Here is a 20754-nt window from a genome sequence, read left to right on the forward strand (position 1 = left end):
AGTCAAAGCTAATAAAGGCGCTGGCGGGGTGAGCCGGAGGGGGTCTCAGGCACACACAAAAATGTCAGCATCAAAAAATCAATCATTCGTGTAACTCAAGTGCTGTACGCAGGGCAGATATCTGCATATAATACAGCGGGATAATCGTTTACTGCAAGATCCCAGACGTATTTGAGATCGACATTTGCATATGCATGGATCAGACGGTCTCTCATTCCGGCTATTTTTCTCCAGGGGATCTCAGGATATTGCGTGCGGATCTCTTCTGGGATATATTTTGCCGCTTCACCGATGATTTCAATGAAACGGATGATGCCTCCGCTGCAGAGCGGATCGGTTGAGAACTCAGATGATCCATGCGGCCGACAGCAGCCATGATGTCTTCGGATCGTTCACAGATCTCTTTTCAAATAAATCATATCAATCAGCTGCTGTCCGTCTTCATACATAGCATGGTCGTAATTATCTACAAAAAAATTTTTAACAATGTGCGACTTTACAAATCCGCATTTTTCGTAGAAACGAAGTATCGCAGGACTATCGCCCGTTCCAACATATAATTCGCCGCCAGACTTATTGTAGTAATCAACAATAAAGGCAATTAGATTTTGTCCATAGCCTTTACCTTGATATTTGGGAACGGTAACAATATTCTTGAGTTCAAACGTATCTGCCTGCTCTTGTGTAATAACGCAAATTGCCCTAACATCATCATCCTCATCATCATACAAAGCGAACATATCACCGCGATATAAGTATTTTTCTATCATACTTACCTGTTCATCTGCAATAAGCAGCAGGTCCAGATATTTTGTCTTGTCGTTATCGTTGATTTTTACAATGTTCATTTGACATTTTCCCTTTCCATTTTTTCTCCTCTCCGCATATCTATTATATCATTTCCAATTTTAAATAGGTGAACATACATCTTTGTAAAAAATATGTGAGGATATCCGATGTTTTCATACAGCAGCTTGTCCCGGACCGCAGAAGATGACATCTTTTTGTATGCTGGATCGGATCCGCTGCCTGTATTTCCTTATCACGTAAACTCAATGCCATGTCTACACTTCACCACGCTCAATGGTCCATTGTTCGTAACGCTCAAGCATATAGTTTGTTATAAATCAGCAGGAGATCTCATCGCCAAAATTCTACTTTTCAGTCCGTAAATGAAGAATCAGCTATATTAAAAGAAAAAACACAAGAGTGTTTCATCAGCTCATCTCTCCGGGGAAGGATGTGGAGGGAATCTCCCAGCGCAAAAATACGAAAGCCTCCCCTCTGCTCTCTGCAAAGGAATTTCGCTTGTTATTAAAACGGAGATGAATATAGGTGGGGATTTGACCCCCTCCCCGTTCTGTTTCTGAAAAAAGCGGATCAGTTTTCCTTGCCGGGCTGCAGACTCTGCATCAGAGCAAAGAAATGTTCCGGCTTACCGGTACTAAAATATGCATACCAGGATTCCAGCGTGTTTGACTCAAAAACACCTAAATGCTCAATGATCTGTTTTGCCCACAACAAACCTCCGGTGGAACCTGCAGTAATAAGGTTGTTATCCGCTACAGACGGCTCGTCTATATAGAAATTCTGCCCTTTATACCCGGGGGAAAACATCTCAAGAAATCCCGGTCCGTTACTGGTATGCAAACGCGTATCCAACATCCCAACATTGGCAAGAGCCGCAGTAGCTCCGCAGATCGCACACACCAAAGCGCCAGAAGAGAGAAGTTCGCCTGCTTTTTCAATAATAGCGCAATGCTTTGGGTCGTCCCATGTATTTGCGCCCGGCAGGATCAGCACGCTTTTTCCGCTCACAACGATATCATCGATCAGGCAGTCCGGCACTATTTTCATCCCGCCCATTGTAGTGATCGGCTCGTTTGAATAACTAACCGTTTTGAGCGATACACGCTCCGCGCCCTTTTTGAAAAACCGCCCGGAATTCAGCTCTGAAGTAACATGCCCCAGTTCCCAGTCGGCCAAAGTATCAAGAACATAAACATAGATTGTAAACATACATTTCCTCTATTTTCACTGTATCTATATTTGTATGTCCTGAAACTATTTCGCTTTGTTTCATTATATTCTCCAGCCGTTTTGACCTCACCTCCCAAACCTCCTCCCGCGGACAATTGGATACTATGCTCAATATATTTAAGGCACCTCTCATCCTATATGAGATTCATGAAACGGATCGCTGCGTTTCTCCTGATTCTCGCCGTCATCCTCTCCGCCGGCTGCCTCATTCCCCTGGAAAACGACACGCATCCGGAAGAAAATCTCGAGACCCTGATCCTGCCGGCCTCGGTCATGAACGGAAAAATACAGGAAACCCAGACGACCGCATCCTTTCCGGCTTCATCCGTCCTTGTCCCCTACATGACGCTCGAAGGCACCTCCGGGAAATACGACATATCCGTTGCAAAAATACTCAGGCCGCACGACCCAGTCATCCTTCTCAAAATCGACTCCGCCGAATATATCGCCCTCATCACCCACGTTCCTCCCGACCGGGTCATGATCCCGCTGAAAAATATCTGCAACTATGGAGAAGACCTTTCGACAACGCTCGAACGTCTCGTCCCGGCGTATGTCCAGTACACCGGAGATGAAAATCCCGCGATCACCATTCTCTTCCCGGCCGAAGGCGGCGAAGCCTCTTACGGGGATGTCGTCCCGCCCTGGGGAGTCGTCCGGGCGTTCATCACATCCAGGTATCAGATCGCCGATGTCTTCGTCCGGTCGGAAAGTTACGGTGAGGAAAAAATCACGCCTCTCGATCCCTACCCCTGCGTCGCCGGCGAGTATCCGACAACAGCGGGCAATACCAGTATCACTCTCGTCGTCACCGATATTTTTGGAAACACCGCGGAGAAAATGGTGAACTTCACGATGGTCCGCGTGGTCCCGGAGCCGCCGCGCCCAGTGTCCTGATCATGATCATACAGGTATGCCCAGGCAAATACCATTATTCTTCAGATAATTTTCTTCAAATAGATGCAAAATACCCGACCGGGTAAGCACGACCCCTTCAGAAAAAAAAGCACCGGGGAAAATCCCCGAAAAATCCATAATTAATGTCTGAAATGCCGGGTCCCGGTGAAAACCATCGCGATACCCAGCTCATCGGCCTTCTCGAGGACCTCGTTGTCACGGATAGATCCTCCCGGCTGGATAAGCGCCGTTGCTCCGGCTGCGGCCGCCACTTCCAGCGTATCGGCAAACGGCAGGAACGCATCGGACCCGATCACGGTCCCTTTCATCGTCCTGTCGAACTCCGCAGCCTTCTGGATCCCGAGCTTCGCCGAGTCCACGCGGTTCATCTGACCGACGCCGATTCCCACCGTCTCGGTTTTGTTCGCATAGATGATGGCATTGCTTTTCGCGTACTTGACCACTTTCCAGGCGAGTTTGAGTGCCTCGACCTCGTCTGCGGTTGGAGCACGCTTGGAAACGACCTTCCAGTCCTCGGTGTATGCCGGGGTCCTCTGGACGAGAATACCGCCGTCGATCGTGCGGATCTCATCAGCAGGAACAACCGGCGGGAGAATTAAGAGACGCATATTCTGTTTCGTCTTCATCATCTCGCGTGCCTCGTCGCTGAACGACGGAGCGATTAAAACCTCAACAAAGGTCGAACAGATCTCCTTCGCGATCTCGGTATCAACGTGCGTGCTCATCGCAACGACCGAGCCGTAGGCCGAGACCGGGTCGACATCCCGCGCCTTGAGATAGGACTCAAGCTGGTTTTTCCCAAGCGCGACCCCGCAGGGGTTGTTGTGTTTTACGATCACGGTCGCAAATCCGTCAAGTTCTCTGCAGAGACTTACCGCTGCGTGGACATCGAGATAATTGTTGTAGGACATCTCTTTGCCCTGCAGAGCGGTCTGACCGGCGATGCCGGATGTTCCGTAAACGGCGGCCAGCTGGTGGGGGTTTTCTCCGTATCTGAGTTTTCTGCCGTTGCCAAACTGGACGGTGTACACATCAGGGAACTCCTTGTCGATCCCATTGAGATAGTTGGAGATCGCAGCATCGTAGGCGGCCGTACGGGTGAATGCTTTGGCTGCCAGACGAAGTCTCTGCTCTTCAGTGAACCCGCCGGATTTTACCGCTTCGATCGCCAGCGGATAATCAGCCGGATCGGTCAATACAGCAACATCCTTGTAGTTTTTGGATGCCGCGCGGATCATCGCGGGGCCGCCGATATCGACGAACTCGATGAGTTCTTCGAGCGGGAGATCCTTTTTCGACATCTCCTCGAACGGATACAGATTGACACAGAGGATGTCGATTCTCTCGATGCCGTGTTTCATCATAACATCGTCATCGGTGCCTCTGCGGCCGAGAAGACCGCCGTGGACTTTCGGGTGAAGGGTCTTTACGCGGCCGTCCATCATCTCGGGAAAACCGGTGTAGTCTGAAACGTCTTTTGCAGGAATGCCCGCTTCACGCAGAGCTTTGGCAGTCCCTCCGGAACTTAGGATTCCAATGTTGTTTGCAGTCAGGACGCGGGCGAGATCAAGGATCCCGGTCTTATCCCAGACTGAGAGCAATGCGAGAGTCATTATCTATTACTATAGACGCGGGGGTTAATTAAGGGTGGCACTTTCTGTTTTGATCTGGGCGGTGAAAGGCATAAAAAAAGAGTGTGATCGGGAGTACGCTCCCTTGCAAAGAGCACCGGTCCCGGGGTGTTTGTGAATATATTGTGTGGAGGGATTTCGTTTCGGGTGCAGTGAAGGGAAATCCTCACTTGGTCGCAAATCAAAGATTTGCTCCCCGCTTCGGATTTGGTGACGGTTTTATCCTCACTTGGTCGCAAACCTTTGGTTTGCTCAGCTGAGGTCGTCTGCTTCGCATCCGACCCGCAGTCGCAAATCAAAGATTTGCTCCCCGCTTCGGGTGGAGTGAAGGGAACCTTCACTCCACCCTCGCTTACTTAAAGATCCCGCGCTTTTTGCGGCCTTCCTTCTCCTCATCCTTCGACGAAGAAGAGCCGGCGTTTCCTTCAGCCTTCAGAAGCTTTTCATACAGTTCCTTCTCTGCAGAAGAGATCTTCTTTGGCACAGAGATCACGACCCTGACCAGCAGGTTTCCGTAGTTTCCGCGTCTGCGCACGCCCTCTCCCGCGATCCGGAGACGGGTCCCGTAGGCGATACCTGCCGGGATCTTCAGCACGACCTTCTTCTTATCGATCGTCTCGATCTCCACCTCGCATCCGAGAACTGCCTGTGCCGGCGAGATCTCATACTGCGTGATCAGATTATCATCCTCACGGTCGAACTTCGGATTCGACACGACATAGACTTCGATATACAGATCGCCGTTTCTCGCTCCGTAATCTCCTGCCTCGCCGTATCCTTCCATACGCAGACGCATGCCGCTGTCGATACCTGCCGGAACATTGACCGTGACCTTTCTGCGGATCTTGGTCCGTCCCGTTCCGTTGCATTTCTTACACGGAGACTCGGGGATCTTCCCTCTTCCGCCGCAGTTTGGACACGGAGACTGGGTGACCATCTGGCCGAAGATCGAGTTCTTCACCTGTTTGACCTGACCCGTTCCGCCGCATTTGCTGCAGGTCGTGGTCTTCTTCGTTGAACTGCCAGTCCCGTCACAGTCAGGACAGCTCTCCGTATGCATGACCTCGATCTCCTTCTGCGTCCCGAACACCGCCTCTTCCAGCGTGATCTGGATCCGCATCAACAGATCGTCGCCTTCTCTTGGCCCGCTCTGTCTGCGTCCTCCTCCGCCGAAGAAATCGAAGATATCTCCAAATCCTGAGAAGTCCGCATTGAATCCTGCACCTCCTGCACCGGAATAATTACCTTTCGATGCATTCGTGAAATTATCATGTCCGAGCTGATCATACTGCCGGCGTTTGCTCTCGTCAGAAAGAACATCATACGCCTCGTTGATCGACTTGAACTTCTCCTCAGCCCCGGCTTCTTTGCAGACATCCGGGTGATACTTCTTGGCGAGGTTTCGGTAAGCCTTTTTAATGTCTGTCTCCGTAGCGTTACGGGGCAAACCCAAGACATCATAGTACGATTCCGAACCCATTTCTTACATTCCCAAAAAAAGGAGGTTTAGTCCTTTTTGACTTCGTAGTCTGCGTCTACGACATTGTCGTCGGTTTTGCAGGAGTCACAGTTGCCTTCACATCCGGAACCGGCCGCATTGCCTGCCGCCTGCTGTTCTTCCTGGATCTTCTGGTACATCTTGGAGGTCGCCGCGAAGACGACTTCCTGAAGGGCGTCCATCTTCTCTTTGATCTCCTCGGAGGATGCATCCTCTTTTGCAAGGACGTCTTTGAGAGCTGCAGCGCCGGATGAGATCTTTTCCTTGTCTTCGGCGTCGATCTTGTCAGCGGTCTCTTTGTCGTTGACGAGTTTTTCCGCAGCGTAGACGGCGTTGTCGGCGTTGTTTCTGAGTTCGATCTCCTCACGGCGTTTCTTGTCCTCTTCCTCGAACTGTTTTGCGTCGCGGACCATCTTTTCGATCTCGTCATCTTTGAGATCTTTTCTGCCGGAGATGGTCATCGACTGTTCGTGGCCGGTTCCAAGATCCTTTGCGGAGACATGGACGATACCGTTTGCGTCGATATCGAAGGTGACCTCGATCTGCGGCATGCCGCGGGGTGCTGACGGGATGCCGGTGAGCTGGAATCTGCCGAGACTGAAGTTGTCGCGGGCGAACTGACGCTCTCCCTGGACGACATGGATCTCAACAGAGGTCTGGTTGTCTGCCGCGGTCGAGAAGATCTGACTCTTTCTGGTCGGGATGGTGGTGTTTCTCTCGATGAGTTTCGTGGCGATGCCGCCGAGCGTCTCGATACCAAGCGTCAGCGGGGTGACATCGAGTAAGACAACGTCCTTTGCTTCGCCGGTGAGAACTGCTCCCTGAACTGCCGCGCCGAGCGCGACACACTCGTCAGGGTTCAGGGTCTTGTCGGGTTCTTTGCCGAGAAGGTTTTTGACGGTCTCGATGACGGCCGGGACACGGGTCGATCCGCCGACAAGGAGAACATGGTTGATGTCAGAAGCGTTAAGGCCTGCATCCTTTAATGCCTGCTTGACGGGCTCGACGGTCTTCTGGACGAGGTCGCCGATGAGCTGCTCGAACTTTGCACGGGTCAGATCAACATCCAGGTGTTTGGGTCCGTCGGAGGTGGCGGTGATGTACGGGAGGTTGATGTTTGCCTTCTGGAGTGAGGAAAGTTCGATCTTTGCCTTCTCTGCGGCATCCTTCAGTCTCTGGTGGGCGACCGGGTCCTTTCTCAGGTCGACGCCTTCCTTCTTCTTGAACTCGTCGGCAAGGAAGTCAACGACGCGTGCATCGAAGTCGTCTCCGCCGAGACGGTTGTTTCCTGCGGTCGATTTGACTTCGAAGAGTCCGTCGTCAAGAGTGAGGATGGAGACATCGAAGGTTCCTCCGCCAAGGTCGTAGACAAGGACGGTGACTTCGTTTTCTTTGTCGAGGCCGTATGCCAGAGCCGAGGCGGTCGGCTCGTTGATGATACGAAGGACCTCAAGTCCGGCGATCCGTCCTGCGTCTTTGGTTGCCTGACGCTGAGCGTCGTTGAAGTAAGCAGGGACCGTGATGACGGCTTTGTCGACTTTCTCGCCGAGGTATGCTTCTGCATCCATCTTGAGTTTCTGCAGGATCATTGCAGAGATCTCCTGCGGGGAGTATTTTTTGCCGTCGATCTCGGTCGGGTGGTCGGTACCCATGTACCGTTTGATCGAGCTGACGGTTCTGGTGGGGTTGATGATCGCCTGACGTTTTGCAACGTTGCCGACGAGTCTTTCGCCTTCTTTGGAGAAGCCGACAACAGACGGGGTTGTTCTGAATCCTTCTCCGTTTGCGATAACGACCGGACTGCCGCCTTCCATAATAGCAAGGCAGGAGTTGGTGGTTCCAAGGTCGATTCCGATTACTTTGTTTGATGCCATTTTTAGTACCTGTATTATTCTTTTTTCTTCGCTACGGCCACTTTTGCGTGACGGAGCACCTTGTCCCGGATCATGTATCCGGGAACGGCGGTGTCGATGATCGAACCTTCAGGAGCGTCTGCGGGGATGCAGGCGACGGCTTCGTGGAATGCGGGGTCGAACGTCATTCCTTCGATGATCATTGGTTCAATGCCGTTTCTTGAAAGGATGGAGAGATACAGTTTGTGGATCTGCTCGAGTCCGTCACGAAGATGTTCGTCGTCGCTTTTGAGCGCACGTTCGAAGTTGTCGAGGATGTCGATGATGTCGAGAGCAAACTTTTCGTTTGCATATCTGACAGCATTTTCCTGTTCGCGTATCACACGCTTTTTGTAGTTTTCGAATTCGGCTGCGAGACGAAGATGTTTGTCATTGAGTTCATCGTATTTTTTTGTGAGTTCGTCAACAACAGTGGTTTCAGGAACGGGATTTTCATCCTGGTTAGTGGTTTCTGCCTTTGAAGACGCAGTTTTTCTGGCCTCCGCAGGCTCGGTGTGTTTGTCCATGGCTTTTCCTGTTTCGCTTGTTGCACATATTTGTTGTATTGCAGTTCTATATATTGTTTCCTATCGTGGACCACTAAATGCTGATGTCGCTGAATGACGGATTTTTTTTGGGCTGATGTCGCCCTGTCAGGAGAAAAGTATCAGAAAATCCGGCATTTTTTCTGATATGCGCCGGTGAAGGACCGGGCGGTGTCTTTTTATCCTGACGGGTGTCCTGTTTTTGGAGGGAGCAGACTGGAGGGTTTGTATCCGGATGCACAGCAAAAAAGCGCGGAGAGTTCCAGGCGGGATCCGGCAAAAAAAAGATTTGGGGCCGGCAGATCACTCGAAGAGGTTTGCAAGGTACTTGGATGCCCAGAAGTACAAAAACGGCAGGGCGAAGATCAGAACGATCCAGCCGATGATCGGGATCAGCATGCAGATGAAGACGATCACGCAGAAGATGATCCAGAGGAGGATGAGTGAAACGATGTATTTGAGCAAGCCGGCTTTGCCGATCATGCGTACCAGTTCACCGATCCGGAATGCTGCGCAAAATCCTTTGCGGGCAAAGTTGACGACCGCCGGTGTGGCGAGCAGGGAGAACAGGAACGCCACAACGAAACTGAGGATGATCAGACCGGACATGACAGCAAAGCCCGCTATTTCGGACATTCCCGAAACGGAGGGATCTCCCGGGGTCACGGTTACGGAGCCGAAGGTGAACATGCCGACTGAGACAACGATGATCAGGATGATCGGCACGATCATATAGATAAGGCCGATGATGAGGGCGAGAAGCCCGTCGATGAAGGTTTTTCCCAGATTCTCGAGATCAGGTTCCTCGCCGCGCAGAACTTTGACATACACCCCGTAGACGATCCAGTCGACGATCGGGACGAGGTTCAGGATCGAAAGGATGAGCCAGGTGACCGGGCTGCCGCCGAGTTTATCTTTGGCAAACCCGAAGGATGCGGTTAAGTTTTCTCCAATTCCTATTGACATATGATTTTCCTCTCAATGAATGAGACAGATAGTTGAAGGATGCAGAGATATATAAAACGATTCGCTTAAAGGAGGAGGAGGAATTGAGCCGGGGTGGTGAGGTTTGGGGTCACACACATACCGCGTAACTCCCATATGTGTCAAAACGACTCCCATTCACGAAAACGACGTGCAGCCCATAATTACCTCAGTTATCCCGCTTTCCGGCCAGTTGATTTTTTGCACACGCTTTTATATCATGTGAGGTAATTTTGATCCCGCAGCCGGACTGCGTGCCCGGGTTTTTTCCAGAACCATGGGACGGGCAGGAAGTTACCGGGTTGGATCTTTATATTCCTTCAGCAGAGCTTTCTCATACTCTCTTGTCTTTTTTGTGGGAACATAGTTCAGCACCTTTGTCCGTTTGAGCAGTTCTTCGGTGATGGCGGTGTCATCGGTAAGATGTAATTTTTTCACCTCGGCAATGATCCAGTCCAGTTTGTCGATCCCGGTTGCTTTGCCGTCTACGAGGATCTGCCGGATGTGGATCTTGTCCGGAGGGATACCGCCGCAGATGGTGCAGTAATATCCGTCGTTATCATTCCCGCCCATCTGAAGTTACCCCCGGATCATGGTCAGTGTCATTTTGAATTTTGTTATGGCGCTGAGCGCATGGGGGGCGTTTGCCGGGAATATGATGGTGTCGCCCGTTTTCATCTGGAGAGTGTTGCCGGCGATCCATACCTCGCATTCGCCGTCGATGATCGTGACCACGGCGTCATACGGAGCGGTGTGTTCGGAGAGTCCTTCGTCTTCATCAAACGAAAAGACGGTGATGCTCCCAGATTTATTGCTGACGATCATCCGGCTCGAAACCGCCCCGTCCTGATAGGAGACCAGTTCTTTGAGGTCGAGGACTTTTCCCAATAATTCTTCCCGCTTTTTGACGGGTTTGTTTGTCATTTCAAGATCAAAATCTGCCATTGTTCCTTCCTGTTTTCTGCAATATCATATCTGTTTTTCTGTTCCGTCAGCATTTCACCGGCAAAGCGCCGTCGTGTGTTTTTTTCCAGGCCGGTTTTTGCCGGGCATCATAGTATCTTTGGAGCGGGATGGGATAAATCTGAGGTACGGGGACCATCAGCCGGCTGTGTGCCGGCTTTTCCGATCCTTTTTTAATAGGAGGTACGCGGGGTGATCTCAGGCGAACCAAACTGACGGGCCAATCAACAGGGTGTACGTCGATTTCGTGTACAGTATTTGTGCAGACACACGAGAAAAGCCGGTAATGCCCTTGATGAATCGGATCAGGGATAACGCCGCATAACTCCTGTTAAAAAAAGAAAAGTGAGTTATGTTCTTACTCGAACAGGTTTGCGTAGAACTTTGCTGCCCAGACGATAAGGAACGGGTAGATGATCAGCATGATGAGCCAGCCGATGAAGGGGATCATGCCGAGAAGGCCGATGATGCCGAAGATGATCGCAAGTAAGATGATTGAGATGATGTACATGAGCCAGCCGGCTTTGCCGATCATGCCGAAGATCTCACCGAACTTGAATGCTGCGCCGAATCCTTTGCGGGCAAAGTTGACGATCGCCGGGGTCATGACGAGAGCAAAGAGAAGGTAGAGAATGAAAGCAAGGACGAGAACGCCTGCTCCGACGCCTGCAACTGCGGCAGTCGATCCTGATGTAGCGGCAGCAATGAGACTTCCTCCGCCGAGAATCCCTACGATGATGGTCGGGATGAGCATGTAAAGGAAGGCGATGATCAAAACAAGCAGACCGTCAACGAAGGATTTGCCGATGTGTTCAACTTTCGGGTCTTCTCCGCGGTAGACCTTCAGATAAGTTCCCATTGCGATGAAGTTCACGATCGGGATAATGGTCAGGATGATCAGAAGGATCCAGTTGCCAATACTTCCCATAAGTTTGTCTTTTGCATAACCAAAAGATCCGGTTAAATTTTCTCCAATTCCAATTGACATAATAATACCATCTCCTTTTTTTTGAGATAGTTTATAGAAGAACGTTCTAGTATATAAAATACACGCCGACTTCCTTCAGATATCTCAGGATAAACGGGTTTTTTTGCACGGATGGGTGAAAATTGTCCGGGAACACGCTCCAAAGACCGGGAATGATCATCCTCCCGCATGAAAGTCTTTCCGGCAGCAGATACCTCGCGGCAAAAAATATGCCCGGTCTTGCCCACGCAAAAATCGGCTCTGCCCAGTCGCAAACCTTCGGTTTGCTCCGCCGAGGAACCTAAAGGTTTCCGCCGCCGAGGAACCTAAAGGTTTCCGCCGCCGCGTAAAGACACCTGCTCTGCGCGGGACCGGAACATGAACAAAAACCGACCGAATCACCCGTTCACGACGCAGAATATAAATTGCAGGCATCCTTACTAATATAGATACAGACATCATTTGCGACGTATGGGTCTGTACAAAATCATGTATGGAGATAAAGTGATAATTTATCATGAGAAATAAGAGTAAACTCAGAGGTGCAGCGTGAAAAGCATTTTTCCCGCAATACTCGCTGGCATCGCAGCATTCATCATCTATCTGATACTGTCTGCAGGCTCGGCGCTGCCAAACGACGGGATCCTTCTCTGGTCATCTGCAGAACTCATCATTGGACTAATTCTTTCGATTATAACCGGGTTGATATGTCGGAAAATCTGGGTTGGAACAAGCTATAAAATGGCAAACCCGCTTCGCTGGCTCCTCCTGATCGTCTATATCATTCCGTTTCTAATCGAACTTATTATTGCAAATCTGACCGTTGCCTGGAAAGTCATCACCGGCAGAAACATCAGACCAGGGATCGTCAAACTCACGCCGGGAATGAAAACCGACGCAGGAGCGCTTCTTCTTTCCGCATCCATCACCTATCAGCCGGGAACGGCCAGTGTGGACGTGGATGAAGAGACCCGGGAACTGTATGTCCACTGTCTCGATATCGGTGAAGACCCCAAAGGCGCCATACCTGCAGACAAGATCTTTGCAAAGCTCAACCTCGCCAAATGGATCCGGAGGATCACTCAATGAACGATATATTCATGGTCGCGGCGATCATCTTCGTGCTGCTCATCTTCGCGTGCGGGGTCCGTATCTGGCGCGGCCCGACGAACGCAGACCGTATGCTCGCTCTTGATGTGATCAACATCCTCGTCGTCATCGTCATGATCACCCTCTCGCTCTGGTTCGAGCAGCCGGTGTTCATCGACGTGGCGATCGTCTATGCTCTTCTCTCCTTTGTCGGAACACTCTACGTCGCCAAACTCATCATGGGAGATCTGGAATGATCGACATAATCGTAACCGTCTGCGTGCTGATCTCACTCATATTCAGCATCCTCGGGGTGATCGGTCTTTTCCGGTTCCCTGACTTCTACACCCGCATCCATGCCGCAGGACTTGTCGGAAGCTTCGGTCTCCTGTTCATGGGAGCCGCCGTCCTCATCTATGCCGCCGGTCTTTTGCTTTCCGGCGATGAAGCCTGGCTCAACTACGGAGCACATGTTCTTCTTGCCTTACTCGTCGCGGTGATAACGGGGACCACCTCCACCCACGCGATCGCACGCAGCGCGTACCGGTCGGGAAACGCTCCGATCGCCAAAAACGACGCGCTGAAAGAGGACATACAATCCATGAAACGCCGGGAGGAGAAAAGACGATGATCGAACTGTTTCCGGAAAGTTATGTGGTATTGCATCTCCTGTTCCTCTCAGCGATCCTCTTCTGCGCAGTAACGGTGTTTTTCTTAAAGGATCTGATCGCTGCCGCGATCGCTTTTTCAGCATTCAGTTTCCTGCTCGCCCTGGAGTTCTTCCTTCTGCAGGCGCCTGATGTGGCGATCGCAGAAGCAAGTATCGGGGCAGGAATCTCGACGGCGATCCTGATGATCGCCATACGCGGAACAAAACGCAAGGAAGGTGATGAGGAATGAAGGAGGCAGGCTCCGTCTTCCAGCCAAGATTTGTGATCGTGCTGATCGTTCTTGTAACACTCATCCTTCTCCTGCCGGCGGTCGGTCTGACCTTCGGCGATCCGAGCATCTCGTCAACGGACCAGTATTACATCGACCACTCGCAGACCGAGACCGGCGCAAACAACGTGGTCGCCGCGATCGTCTTCGACTATCGTGGTTTCGATACGCTCGGTGAAGCGACCGTCCTCTTTATCGCGGTCCTTGGGGTCGCGATGGTTTTCAGGAGGCTGCACAAATGACGATCGGTCTTATCGGACGAGGCGCCGGCCGGCTGCTCGTGCCGTTCATCTTCATCTTCGGCTTTTACATCGTTGTCCACGGCCACCTGACGCCTGGCGGCGGATTCCAGGGAGGCGCGGTGATCGCGACAGGCGTGGCGCTGATCCTCGTCTGTTATTATTACCGCGAGTGTATGGAGCGGTTCATCCCGGTGAAGAGCTTCAAACTCATCGAATCAGCGGGTCTCATGCTCTTCATCTGCACGGCGCTCGCCGGACTCGTGGCCGCATCGGGATTCCTCTTCAACTGGCTGAATGCCTCGGGAGGACTCTTCGGCCATGCGGTCGCCTACGGAATAAATCCCGGCGATCTCTACACAGCCGGCATCATCCCGGTCCTGAACTTCGCGATCGGGATCGAGGTGTTTGGCGCACTCTCGGCCGTGCTGATGTTCATGTTCGCCGGCCTGAAAGAACCTACTCAGGAAGAGGACGATGCAGAATCATCTGTCCTGAATATCGATACGGATAAAAAAGGAGGGAGAAAATGATAGCAAATCTGCCGTTCATCGCGGTGGCATTACTTATAGGCATCGCGCTCGCCACCATTCTTCTCAAGAAGAATATGATAAAAATGGTGATGGGACTCGCGATGCTCGAAGGAGCGGTCAATCTGTTCCTCGTATCCCTCGGATACCGGGAAAACGGGATCGCCCCGATCTTCACGAACGCACCGGAAGGCGCCGATATGGTCCTCCCGACGGTCCAGGCGCTCACACTCACAAACATCGTTATCGGGGTCGCAACGACCGCCCTTATGCTTGTTCTCGTGATGGTCATCTACAAAAAATACGGAACGGTCAATTCGGATAAGATACGGAGGCTCAAGGAATGAACGTTCTTTTCGATAATCTGCCGGCACTGCTGATCGCAGTACCGCTGTTCTCTGCATTCCTTCTCCCGGTCATCGGAAGATTCGTGCCGAAGATCAGGGATGCCTGGATCGTTCTTGCCTCGCTTGCTTCAAGCCTTGTCGCCGTTTTTACGGCGATAATGGTCTATACGAAAGGAACGATCGTGTATGTCTTCGGAGCGGCGGCGGGAACGCCCGCAGCCCCGATCGACTCGGGCGGGATCCCTTTCCGGATCATCTTCACGATCGACGGATTCGGCGCATTCATGCTGCTTTCCGCGGCGATCGTTTCGTTCGCGGTCGTTTTGTATCTCATCTCCTCACAAAAGGAACGGAGCGGCAAATCCGAGTTCTACGCCCTGTATCTCCTGCTGACAGCCGGCATCTTCGGCATGGTCTCGACCGGTGATCTGTTCAACTTCTTCGTGTTCCTCGAGATCAACTCGCTTGCAGGCGCAGCGCTCGTCTCCTATCACAGGAGAGGAGGTCTCGCCGCCGAAGGAGCACTCAAATACCTGATCGTCAACACCGTCGGCGGCCTTATGGTCCTGTTCTCGATCGGCATCCTGTATGCCCAGTATGACTCCCTCAATATGGCAGTCATCGCATCGCAGATCAGCTTCTCGACCTTAAACATCGTCGCCCTCGTCCTCTTCATCACGGCTCTTGCCATGAAAGCAGGCTCGGTGCCTTTCCACTTTGCGACGCCGGACGCTTACTCGGTCGCCCCATCGGGGATCACCGCGGCGATGATCGTGGCGAGCCAGGCGGGTCTTTACGGACTCTTCCGGATCGTTTTCACGCTCTACGGCGATATCTTCAACACTGTTACGATCGGCTGGGTCGTCATCATCCTTGGTGTTTTGTCGATGGTGATCGGCGTTACGATGGCAATCCCCCAGAAGGATGTCAAACGTCTGCTCGCCTACCATGCTGTTTCGCAGACCGGATACATGCTTCTCGGCGTGGGCGTGGCCTTGGCCGTTTTGGGCGATCCGCTCGCAATGGCCGCATATGGTCAGACCGCCATGGAAGGAGGTCTCTTCCATATCATCAACCATGCGATGTACAAGGGTCTTTTGTTCCTCGCGGTCGGCGCAGTAATTTACCGGACAGGCGTCTGGAGTCTGAACAAGATGGGAGGTCTCGGCCACAACATGAAATGGACGATGATCTTCTTTTTGATCGGAGCATTGGCAATCGCGGGAATCCCGCCGTTCAACGGCTTCGCCTCGAAGCTGATGATCTACGAGTCGGTCTTTGCGTTCAACCCGGCCCTTTCGATCATCGCGATGGTCGTCTCGATTCTGACGCTCGCCTCCTTTATGAAAGTGTTCCACTCGATGTTCATGGGGCCGCAGCTTCCCGAGTATGCAGAAGTGAAGGAAGTCCCGAAACTCATGATCGCCGGCATGGTCATTCTGACGATCTTCGTCATCGGATTCGGTCTTTTCCCGGATCTTGTGGTGAACAATCTCATTACTCCGGCGGCTGATGCCCTTATTAATAATGGTGCATATATCACCGCGGTCCTTGGAGGCGGATTATGATCGGCGATCTTATTACCGGATACGGATTCTGGAATCCGCTCGTCTGGGTCGCCGTTATGGCCACGGGACTTCTCTTCGCCTGGCTGATCTGGCGCTGCGGCGAGTCGGACTACGACAAAGGAACCGAACAGACGAAACCCTACCTCTCCGGAAACGACGAGCCTGAAAAAGGCGCGGTCCACATCAGAGGCGGGAACATGTACTGGGGATTCACTCAGGCCCTCAAAGGATACTACGACAAACTCGTTCCCCTTCATTCCGGCGTGGTGAACGACTACCTCGCATGGTTCCTGATAGGGGTCATCGTGATCTTCGTGGTGGTGATCGTCTTATGAAACTCACACCATCCTTAAACAGATCGCTTTGGGTCTTCCACTTCAATGCGGGTTCGTGCAACGGCTGCGATATCGAGATCGTGGCGACCCTGACCCCCAGATACGATCCGGAACGCTTCGGCGTGAAACTCGTGGGGTCTCCCCGCCATGCGGACGTTTTACTCGTAACGGGACCCGTCACGAACCAGATGGCCGACAGACTCCGCAGGGTCTATGCCCAGATGGCCGGACCAAAAGTGGTGATGGTCGTTGGAACATGCGGCCAGTCAGGCGGCGTGTTTTCGACATCATACAATCTGGCAGGTCCTGTCGATCAGATCATCCCGGTGGACGTGTATGTCCCGGGATGTGCCCCAAGACCTGAGGCAATTATAAACGGCGTGGTTACGGCGATCGCGAAGCTCGAACGACTCGAAGGAGGAAAATAATGGACGAAATATATACACCCGCGGAAGTGGCGGAGAAACTCAAAGCCGCACTCGGCGATTCTATGCTGGACTCCTCCATCAGGGTCAGAGCCGAGGGCGTAAAGAAACGGGAAAACAGCAATATCTGGATCACGATCAAAAGAGAAGCGATCCATTTCGCAGTCGAAGAGCTGATGAAGATCAGATATCCTCATCTTTCCTGCATCTCAGGATACGACAAAGGAGCAAAAGATCCAAACCTCCGCATCCAGTACATCTTCTCGCTCTACGGCGGGATCGAAAACACCGAATGCATGGTCATCATTTCTTTTGATCTCCCGAAAGCTGATCCGCATATCCCGACGATCACCGATCTGATGGAAGGCGCGGCCTTCACCGAACAGGAGAAGCGGGAGTACCTCGGCATCATCGTCGACGGACTGCCGGAAGCAAAACACAGATTCTTCCTGCCGCAGGACTTCCCCAAAGATGTCTATCCTCTGAGAAAAGACGAGAAGAGGATCCCCGACTCGATGATCAAAGATCTCTGGGCATGCGGAAGACCGGAAAACCGGCCGCCGGCACCTCTGGAGGATGAGTAAATGGCCGGAAAAGCACCCTACATCGTGCCGGTCGGTCCGATCCACCCGGCCTTAAAAGAGCCGGTCCACATCGAACTGACCGTGGTCGGCGAAGAGGTCATCTCGGCCGACTTCACGCCGGGCCAGACCCACCGCGGCATCGAGTGGATGGGTCTTTCAAGAAACCCTGTCCAGATCGTGCATCTCACGGACAGGATCTGCGGTATCTGCGGCGTGACCCACTCGCTTTCCTTTGCGAGAGCGGTCGAACAGATCGCCGACATCACGGTCCCGGAACGCGGCGATTACGTCAGAACGATCATCGCCGAGTTCGAGCGTATCCAGTCCCACCTGCTTTGGGCAGGAGTCGCCGCTCACGAACTAGGATTTGACACGCTGTTCTATCTTGCGTGGAGGGTCCGCGAAGAGGCAATGGACGCAATCGAACTGATCACCGGAAACCGGGTGAACTACGATATCATCCAGATCGGCGGGACCCGCCGGGACATCACCGAGGATCAGCATGCAAAGATCCGCAAATGTCTGAACACCTACAAGGACCTGTTTGCAAAACTCAAAAAGCTCTTCCTCGAAGACGCGGTGATCAAATCCCGCTGTGTCGGAACAGGCCTTCTCTCATTTGAGACCGCGATGGCATATTCCGCCGTCGGTCCGACCTCGCGGGCATCCGGTGTGACAGCCGATCTCCGTGTGGATTATCCATACTGCGCATACGGGGATCTGGACATAAAGCCGGTCATCCCCACTATCTACGGAAGCGACGTGAACGGCGATACGTATGACCGGATCGTGGTCCGCATCTTCGAGGTCGCCCAGTCGATAGAGATCATCGAGACATGTCTCGACAACATGCCGCAGGGCCCCGTTATCTGGGAAGAGAAGGTCGCAAAGATCCTCTCGACCTGCAAAAAGGCATCGGGCGAAGCGGTCGGACGGCACGAAGCCCCGAGAGGGGAAGCGGTCCATTATGTCGCGATGGACGGAGCGGAAGCTCCAATTGCCTGGAAGGTCAAAGCCTCCTCATACAGTAATCTGCATGTCTGGCCGATCATTCTGAAAGGCGCCCAGCTCGCCGACATCCCGGTCATCGTGGCCTCGGTCGATCCGTGCATGTCGTGCACCGACCGGGTCGCCGTCACCGATAACGGATCCACGAAGATCTTTACGAAAGAGCAGCTCGCAAAGATGTCGTATGAAAAGTCCCGGAGGATGATGCAATGAACATCATCCTCTCAGCCGTCGGCGGAACGGTCGTCCTCGCGATCATTGCGATATTCGCCGGTCTGTTCCTTGCGGGAATCGACCGGCGGATCGCCGCCCACATGCAGGCACGCATGGGCCCGCCCCTTTCCCAGCCGTTCACCGATGTGAAAAAACTGTTCGCCAAACAGAGCATCGTTCCGGCGAACGCGATCCCCTGGCTTTTCAATCTGATGCCGGTCGCCGCCCTCGCCTCCTCGATCGCAGTACTTCTGTATCTGCCGTTTGGAAGCCTTGCCCCGATCCTTGGAGAGGCGGGAGACATGATCCTTGTCCTCTATCTCCTGATCGTTCCTTCGCTTGCCCTCGTTATTGGAGGATTTGCCTCGGGCTCGCCGTATGCAACGGTCGGCGCCCAGCGTGAAATGGTCTCGATGATCGCCTACGAATTACCGCTCGCGGTATCCGTGATCATCATCGCCTGGAGACTGATGGCCGCAAACATCGCGAACCCGTTCTCCTTTATGACCTTGATGGAAACATCCGTCTGGGATGTCGTCGGACCTCTCGGGATCATCGGTCTTCTGATCCTTCTGATCCTGTTTGCCTGGATCACTCCCGGAGAGCTCTCGAAGGTCCCGTTCGATACGCCCGAAGCGGAAACGGAACTTGCGGGAGGAATTCTCGTCGAGTATTCCGGCAGAAACCTCGGGGTCTTCTCCCTTGCACAGGCAGTGAAAACGGTCGCGATGATCGCGTTCGGCGTGATCATCCTCTTACCCTGGAATCTTTCGCCGGCCCTCGGCCTTACAGGTTTCGGAGCCGCGGTTGTTGATCTCGTCTTTTTCTTTGCGAAAGTTGTCCTCGTCTCGATCTTTTCGGTGACGGTGGTCAGGACGATGATGGCACGATTCCGTATCACGCAGGTCGTGAAGGTCTACTGGTTCATCTTCGGCGGTCTCGGGATCGCGGCGATCATTCTTCTGATGCTGGACGCTTTTCTGATGGGAGGTCTCTGAGATGTTCCCAATGTTAAAAGAGATCCTCGTCCAGTCGGTGAAAAAGCCGGTCACAAATCTCTTCCCGGCGGCTCGTCTCCCAAAAACCATCACCGGATTTCTGGGTCAGGTGAGCGAGGGAAAGGCCGCGCTTATCCCGCCGGTGGAGACGCCGGCCGCGATGCGGGGCAAACTGCTCTATGACAGAAATCTCTGCAACGGCTGCGGCCTGTGTATGAAGGTCTGTCCGGCGCATGCGATCGAACATGTCGTGTACCCGGCCCCTCCCGCAAAGGATGCCGAGGACAAGCCGCGTGCCCAGAAGAGAGTTAGAATTTATGTCGGAAACTGTATTTTCTGCAGTCAGTGCATCGATATCTGCCCGAAGGGAGCGATCTCCCAGTCGCCGGAGTTCCTGCTTGCAACGGAAGACCGATTCGCTGAAAGCCAGATTATAGAGTGAGAGCTTTGCAGATCGGCCTTCGACCCTGGGAGGAGCGGGATGCCCCTTCCCTTGCTTTTTTTGCAAACGAACCTTTGATCGCGAAGAATCTGCGGGCAGGATTTCCTTCGCCGTACGGCCTTGAGGATGCGAAAGCTTTCATCGCTTTTTGCCATCAGCAGGATCCGGCGGAAAATCTCTGTCTCGCGATAACCGATGACGATACAGCAGTCGGCAGCATCGGCGTATTCTGCCGGGGGAATGGCCTGGCAGAGCTCGGCTACTGGCTCGGCAAACCCTACTGCCTGAATTTGACAGTTAGTGGAAATGCCACATAATGAATGCCCCTAAGCATTTTTCAAAAGCCATGATAAACTCTCTCGCGAATCACTTACTTTTCAGAATAAATCTTCAATGTATCACATATTTTTCTAATTATGGGGTGCGGGAGGGCGACTCCGGCGCGGAGGCGGGTTGGACGCGAAGCGGACGACCTCAGCCGAACAAGGCTTTGCCTTGTGACCCGACGCGGTGGAGATATCCTATATTCCGTGGCCCCCATATGTTTCCGGGTAGGTCGATGGAAATGGAATATTCAGATATTACGTATGCGGTGTTGG

At 52.7% G+C, this 20754-nt stretch carries 28 protein-coding genes; 17 read left to right on the top strand and 11 right to left on the bottom strand.

Features of this window, described 5'->3' with window-relative positions; genetic code table 11:
- Window positions 1-95 precede the first annotated feature (95 nt).
- From H575_RS09085 to H575_RS02875, 3 genes are all read right to left on the bottom strand, one after another.
- Window positions 96-389, bottom strand: coding sequence for a HepT-like ribonuclease domain-containing protein (locus H575_RS09085; protein WP_081406630.1), 294 nt, complete (start codon window positions 387-389; stop codon window positions 96-98).
- Window positions 390-392: 3 nt separating this feature from the next.
- On the bottom strand, window positions 393-848 hold the full coding sequence (locus H575_RS02870; RefSeq protein ID WP_042697588.1) for a GNAT family N-acetyltransferase: 456 nt from the start codon (window positions 846-848) through the stop codon (window positions 393-395).
- A 532-nt stretch (window positions 849-1380) separates the two neighbouring features.
- On the bottom strand, window positions 1381-2019 hold the full coding sequence (locus H575_RS02875; RefSeq protein WP_042697592.1) for a type 1 glutamine amidotransferase family protein: 639 nt from the start codon (window positions 2017-2019) through the stop codon (window positions 1381-1383).
- A gap of 168 nt (window positions 2020-2187) precedes the next feature.
- Here H575_RS02875 and H575_RS02880 point away from each other — a divergent pair, with 168 nt between their 5' ends.
- On the top strand, window positions 2188-2937 hold the full coding sequence (locus H575_RS02880) for an LPS-assembly lipoprotein LptE (protein WP_042697594.1): 750 nt from the start codon (window positions 2188-2190) through the stop codon (window positions 2935-2937).
- 140 nt (window positions 2938-3077) lie between these two features.
- Here the strand turns inward: H575_RS02880 and purH are convergent, their stop codons facing one another.
- The 8 genes from purH to H575_RS02925 form a co-directional block, all read right to left on the bottom strand.
- Complete coding sequence (purH, locus tag H575_RS02885; protein ID WP_042697597.1) at window positions 3078-4571, bottom strand: bifunctional phosphoribosylaminoimidazolecarboxamide formyltransferase/IMP cyclohydrolase; 1494 nt, start codon at window positions 4569-4571, stop codon at window positions 3078-3080.
- Between the two features lie 370 nt (window positions 4572-4941).
- A complete protein-coding gene (gene dnaJ, locus H575_RS02890; protein WP_042697600.1) occupies window positions 4942-6069 on the bottom strand; it encodes a molecular chaperone DnaJ in 1128 nt (375 codons plus the stop codon).
- A gap of 26 nt (window positions 6070-6095) precedes the next feature.
- A complete protein-coding gene (gene dnaK / locus H575_RS02895; protein WP_042697603.1) occupies window positions 6096-7961 on the bottom strand; it encodes a molecular chaperone DnaK in 1866 nt (621 codons plus the stop codon).
- Window positions 7962-7975: 14 nt separating this feature from the next.
- Window positions 7976-8506, bottom strand: coding sequence for a nucleotide exchange factor GrpE (locus H575_RS02900; RefSeq protein WP_042697606.1), 531 nt, complete (start codon window positions 8504-8506; stop codon window positions 7976-7978).
- Window positions 8507-8827: 321 nt separating this feature from the next.
- Window positions 8828-9490: a DUF4013 domain-containing protein gene (locus H575_RS02910; protein WP_042697609.1), complete on the bottom strand. Its 663-nt coding sequence runs from the start codon at window positions 9488-9490 to the stop codon at window positions 8828-8830.
- A 312-nt stretch (window positions 9491-9802) separates the two neighbouring features.
- Window positions 9803-10081, bottom strand: a complete 279-nt coding sequence (locus H575_RS02915) for a hypothetical protein (protein WP_042697612.1) — start codon at window positions 10079-10081, stop codon at window positions 9803-9805.
- 6 nt (window positions 10082-10087) lie between these two features.
- On the bottom strand, window positions 10088-10453 hold the full coding sequence (locus H575_RS02920; RefSeq protein ID WP_052319929.1) for a cupin domain-containing protein: 366 nt from the start codon (window positions 10451-10453) through the stop codon (window positions 10088-10090).
- 376 nt (window positions 10454-10829) lie between these two features.
- Window positions 10830-11459 (bottom strand): DUF4013 domain-containing protein, encoded by a 630-nt coding sequence (locus H575_RS02925; protein ID WP_042697615.1) that lies wholly within the window; start codon window positions 11457-11459, stop codon window positions 10830-10832.
- A gap of 122 nt (window positions 11460-11581) precedes the next feature.
- Between H575_RS02925 and H575_RS09250 the strand changes: the two genes are divergently transcribed.
- From H575_RS09250 to H575_RS03000, 16 genes are all read left to right on the top strand, one after another.
- The gene (locus H575_RS09250) at window positions 11582-11743 is read left to right on the top strand and encodes a hypothetical protein (protein WP_155897838.1); all 162 of its coding nucleotides are present in this window, start codon (window positions 11582-11584) and stop codon (window positions 11741-11743) included.
- 244 nt (window positions 11744-11987) lie between these two features.
- Complete coding sequence (locus H575_RS02930; protein WP_052319930.1) at window positions 11988-12527, top strand: Na+/H+ antiporter subunit E; 540 nt, start codon at window positions 11988-11990, stop codon at window positions 12525-12527.
- Window positions 12524-12784, top strand: a complete 261-nt coding sequence (locus tag H575_RS02935; protein WP_042697617.1) for a cation:proton antiporter — start codon at window positions 12524-12526, stop codon at window positions 12782-12784. The genes H575_RS02930 and H575_RS02935 overlap by 4 nt, the downstream gene beginning before the upstream one ends.
- Window positions 12781-13158 carry a monovalent cation/H(+) antiporter subunit G gene (gene mnhG / locus H575_RS02940; RefSeq protein WP_042697621.1) on the top strand — a complete coding sequence of 126 codons (378 nt, stop codon included), beginning with the start codon at window positions 12781-12783 and terminating at the stop codon, window positions 13156-13158. Before H575_RS02935 ends, mnhG begins: the two co-directional genes overlap by 4 nt.
- Window positions 13155-13427, top strand: a complete 273-nt coding sequence (locus H575_RS02945) for a Na(+)/H(+) antiporter subunit B (RefSeq protein WP_042697624.1) — start codon at window positions 13155-13157, stop codon at window positions 13425-13427. The genes mnhG and H575_RS02945 overlap by 4 nt, the downstream gene beginning before the upstream one ends.
- On the top strand, window positions 13424-13708 hold the full coding sequence (gene mbhE, locus H575_RS02950; protein WP_042697626.1) for a hydrogen gas-evolving membrane-bound hydrogenase subunit E: 285 nt from the start codon (window positions 13424-13426) through the stop codon (window positions 13706-13708). The genes H575_RS02945 and mbhE overlap by 4 nt, the downstream gene beginning before the upstream one ends.
- Window positions 13705-14238, top strand: a complete 534-nt coding sequence (locus H575_RS02955) for a Na(+)/H(+) antiporter subunit B (RefSeq protein ID WP_052319931.1) — start codon at window positions 13705-13707, stop codon at window positions 14236-14238. The genes mbhE and H575_RS02955 overlap by 4 nt, the downstream gene beginning before the upstream one ends.
- A complete protein-coding gene (locus tag H575_RS02960; protein WP_042697627.1) occupies window positions 14235-14582 on the top strand; it encodes a sodium:proton antiporter in 348 nt (115 codons plus the stop codon). Before H575_RS02955 ends, H575_RS02960 begins: the two co-directional genes overlap by 4 nt.
- Window positions 14579-16150: a proton-conducting transporter transmembrane domain-containing protein gene (locus H575_RS02965; protein WP_042697629.1), complete on the top strand. Its 1572-nt coding sequence runs from the start codon at window positions 14579-14581 to the stop codon at window positions 16148-16150. The genes H575_RS02960 and H575_RS02965 overlap by 4 nt, the downstream gene beginning before the upstream one ends.
- Window positions 16147-16485 (top strand): hypothetical protein, encoded by a 339-nt coding sequence (locus H575_RS02970; protein ID WP_042697632.1) that lies wholly within the window; start codon window positions 16147-16149, stop codon window positions 16483-16485. Before H575_RS02965 ends, H575_RS02970 begins: the two co-directional genes overlap by 4 nt.
- Window positions 16482-16913: an NADH-quinone oxidoreductase subunit B family protein gene (locus tag H575_RS02975; protein WP_042697635.1), complete on the top strand. Its 432-nt coding sequence runs from the start codon at window positions 16482-16484 to the stop codon at window positions 16911-16913. The genes H575_RS02970 and H575_RS02975 overlap by 4 nt, the downstream gene beginning before the upstream one ends.
- Entirely contained in the window at window positions 16913-17494 is a 582-nt protein-coding gene (locus H575_RS02980; RefSeq protein WP_042697638.1) for an NADH-quinone oxidoreductase subunit C, read from the top strand. Before H575_RS02975 ends, H575_RS02980 begins: the two co-directional genes overlap by 1 nt.
- Window positions 17495-18715 (top strand): hydrogenase large subunit, encoded by a 1221-nt coding sequence (locus H575_RS02985; RefSeq protein WP_042697641.1) that lies wholly within the window; start codon window positions 17495-17497, stop codon window positions 18713-18715.
- The gene (locus H575_RS02990; protein ID WP_042697644.1) at window positions 18712-19713 is read left to right on the top strand and encodes a respiratory chain complex I subunit 1 family protein; all 1002 of its coding nucleotides are present in this window, start codon (window positions 18712-18714) and stop codon (window positions 19711-19713) included. Before H575_RS02985 ends, H575_RS02990 begins: the two co-directional genes overlap by 4 nt.
- Window positions 19714-19723: 10 nt before the next feature.
- Window positions 19724-20155 carry a 4Fe-4S binding protein gene (locus H575_RS02995; protein ID WP_342664206.1) on the top strand — a complete coding sequence of 144 codons (432 nt, stop codon included), beginning with the start codon at window positions 19724-19726 and terminating at the stop codon, window positions 20153-20155.
- Entirely contained in the window at window positions 20152-20472 is a 321-nt protein-coding gene (locus H575_RS03000) for a GNAT family N-acetyltransferase (protein WP_081406631.1), read from the top strand. The genes H575_RS02995 and H575_RS03000 overlap by 4 nt, the downstream gene beginning before the upstream one ends.
- Window positions 20473-20754 lie beyond the last annotated feature (282 nt).

Source organism: Methanocorpusculum bavaricum DSM 4179 (genome assembly GCF_000430905.1).
Taxonomy (GTDB): domain Archaea; phylum Halobacteriota; class Methanomicrobia; order Methanomicrobiales; family Methanocorpusculaceae; genus Methanocorpusculum; species Methanocorpusculum parvum.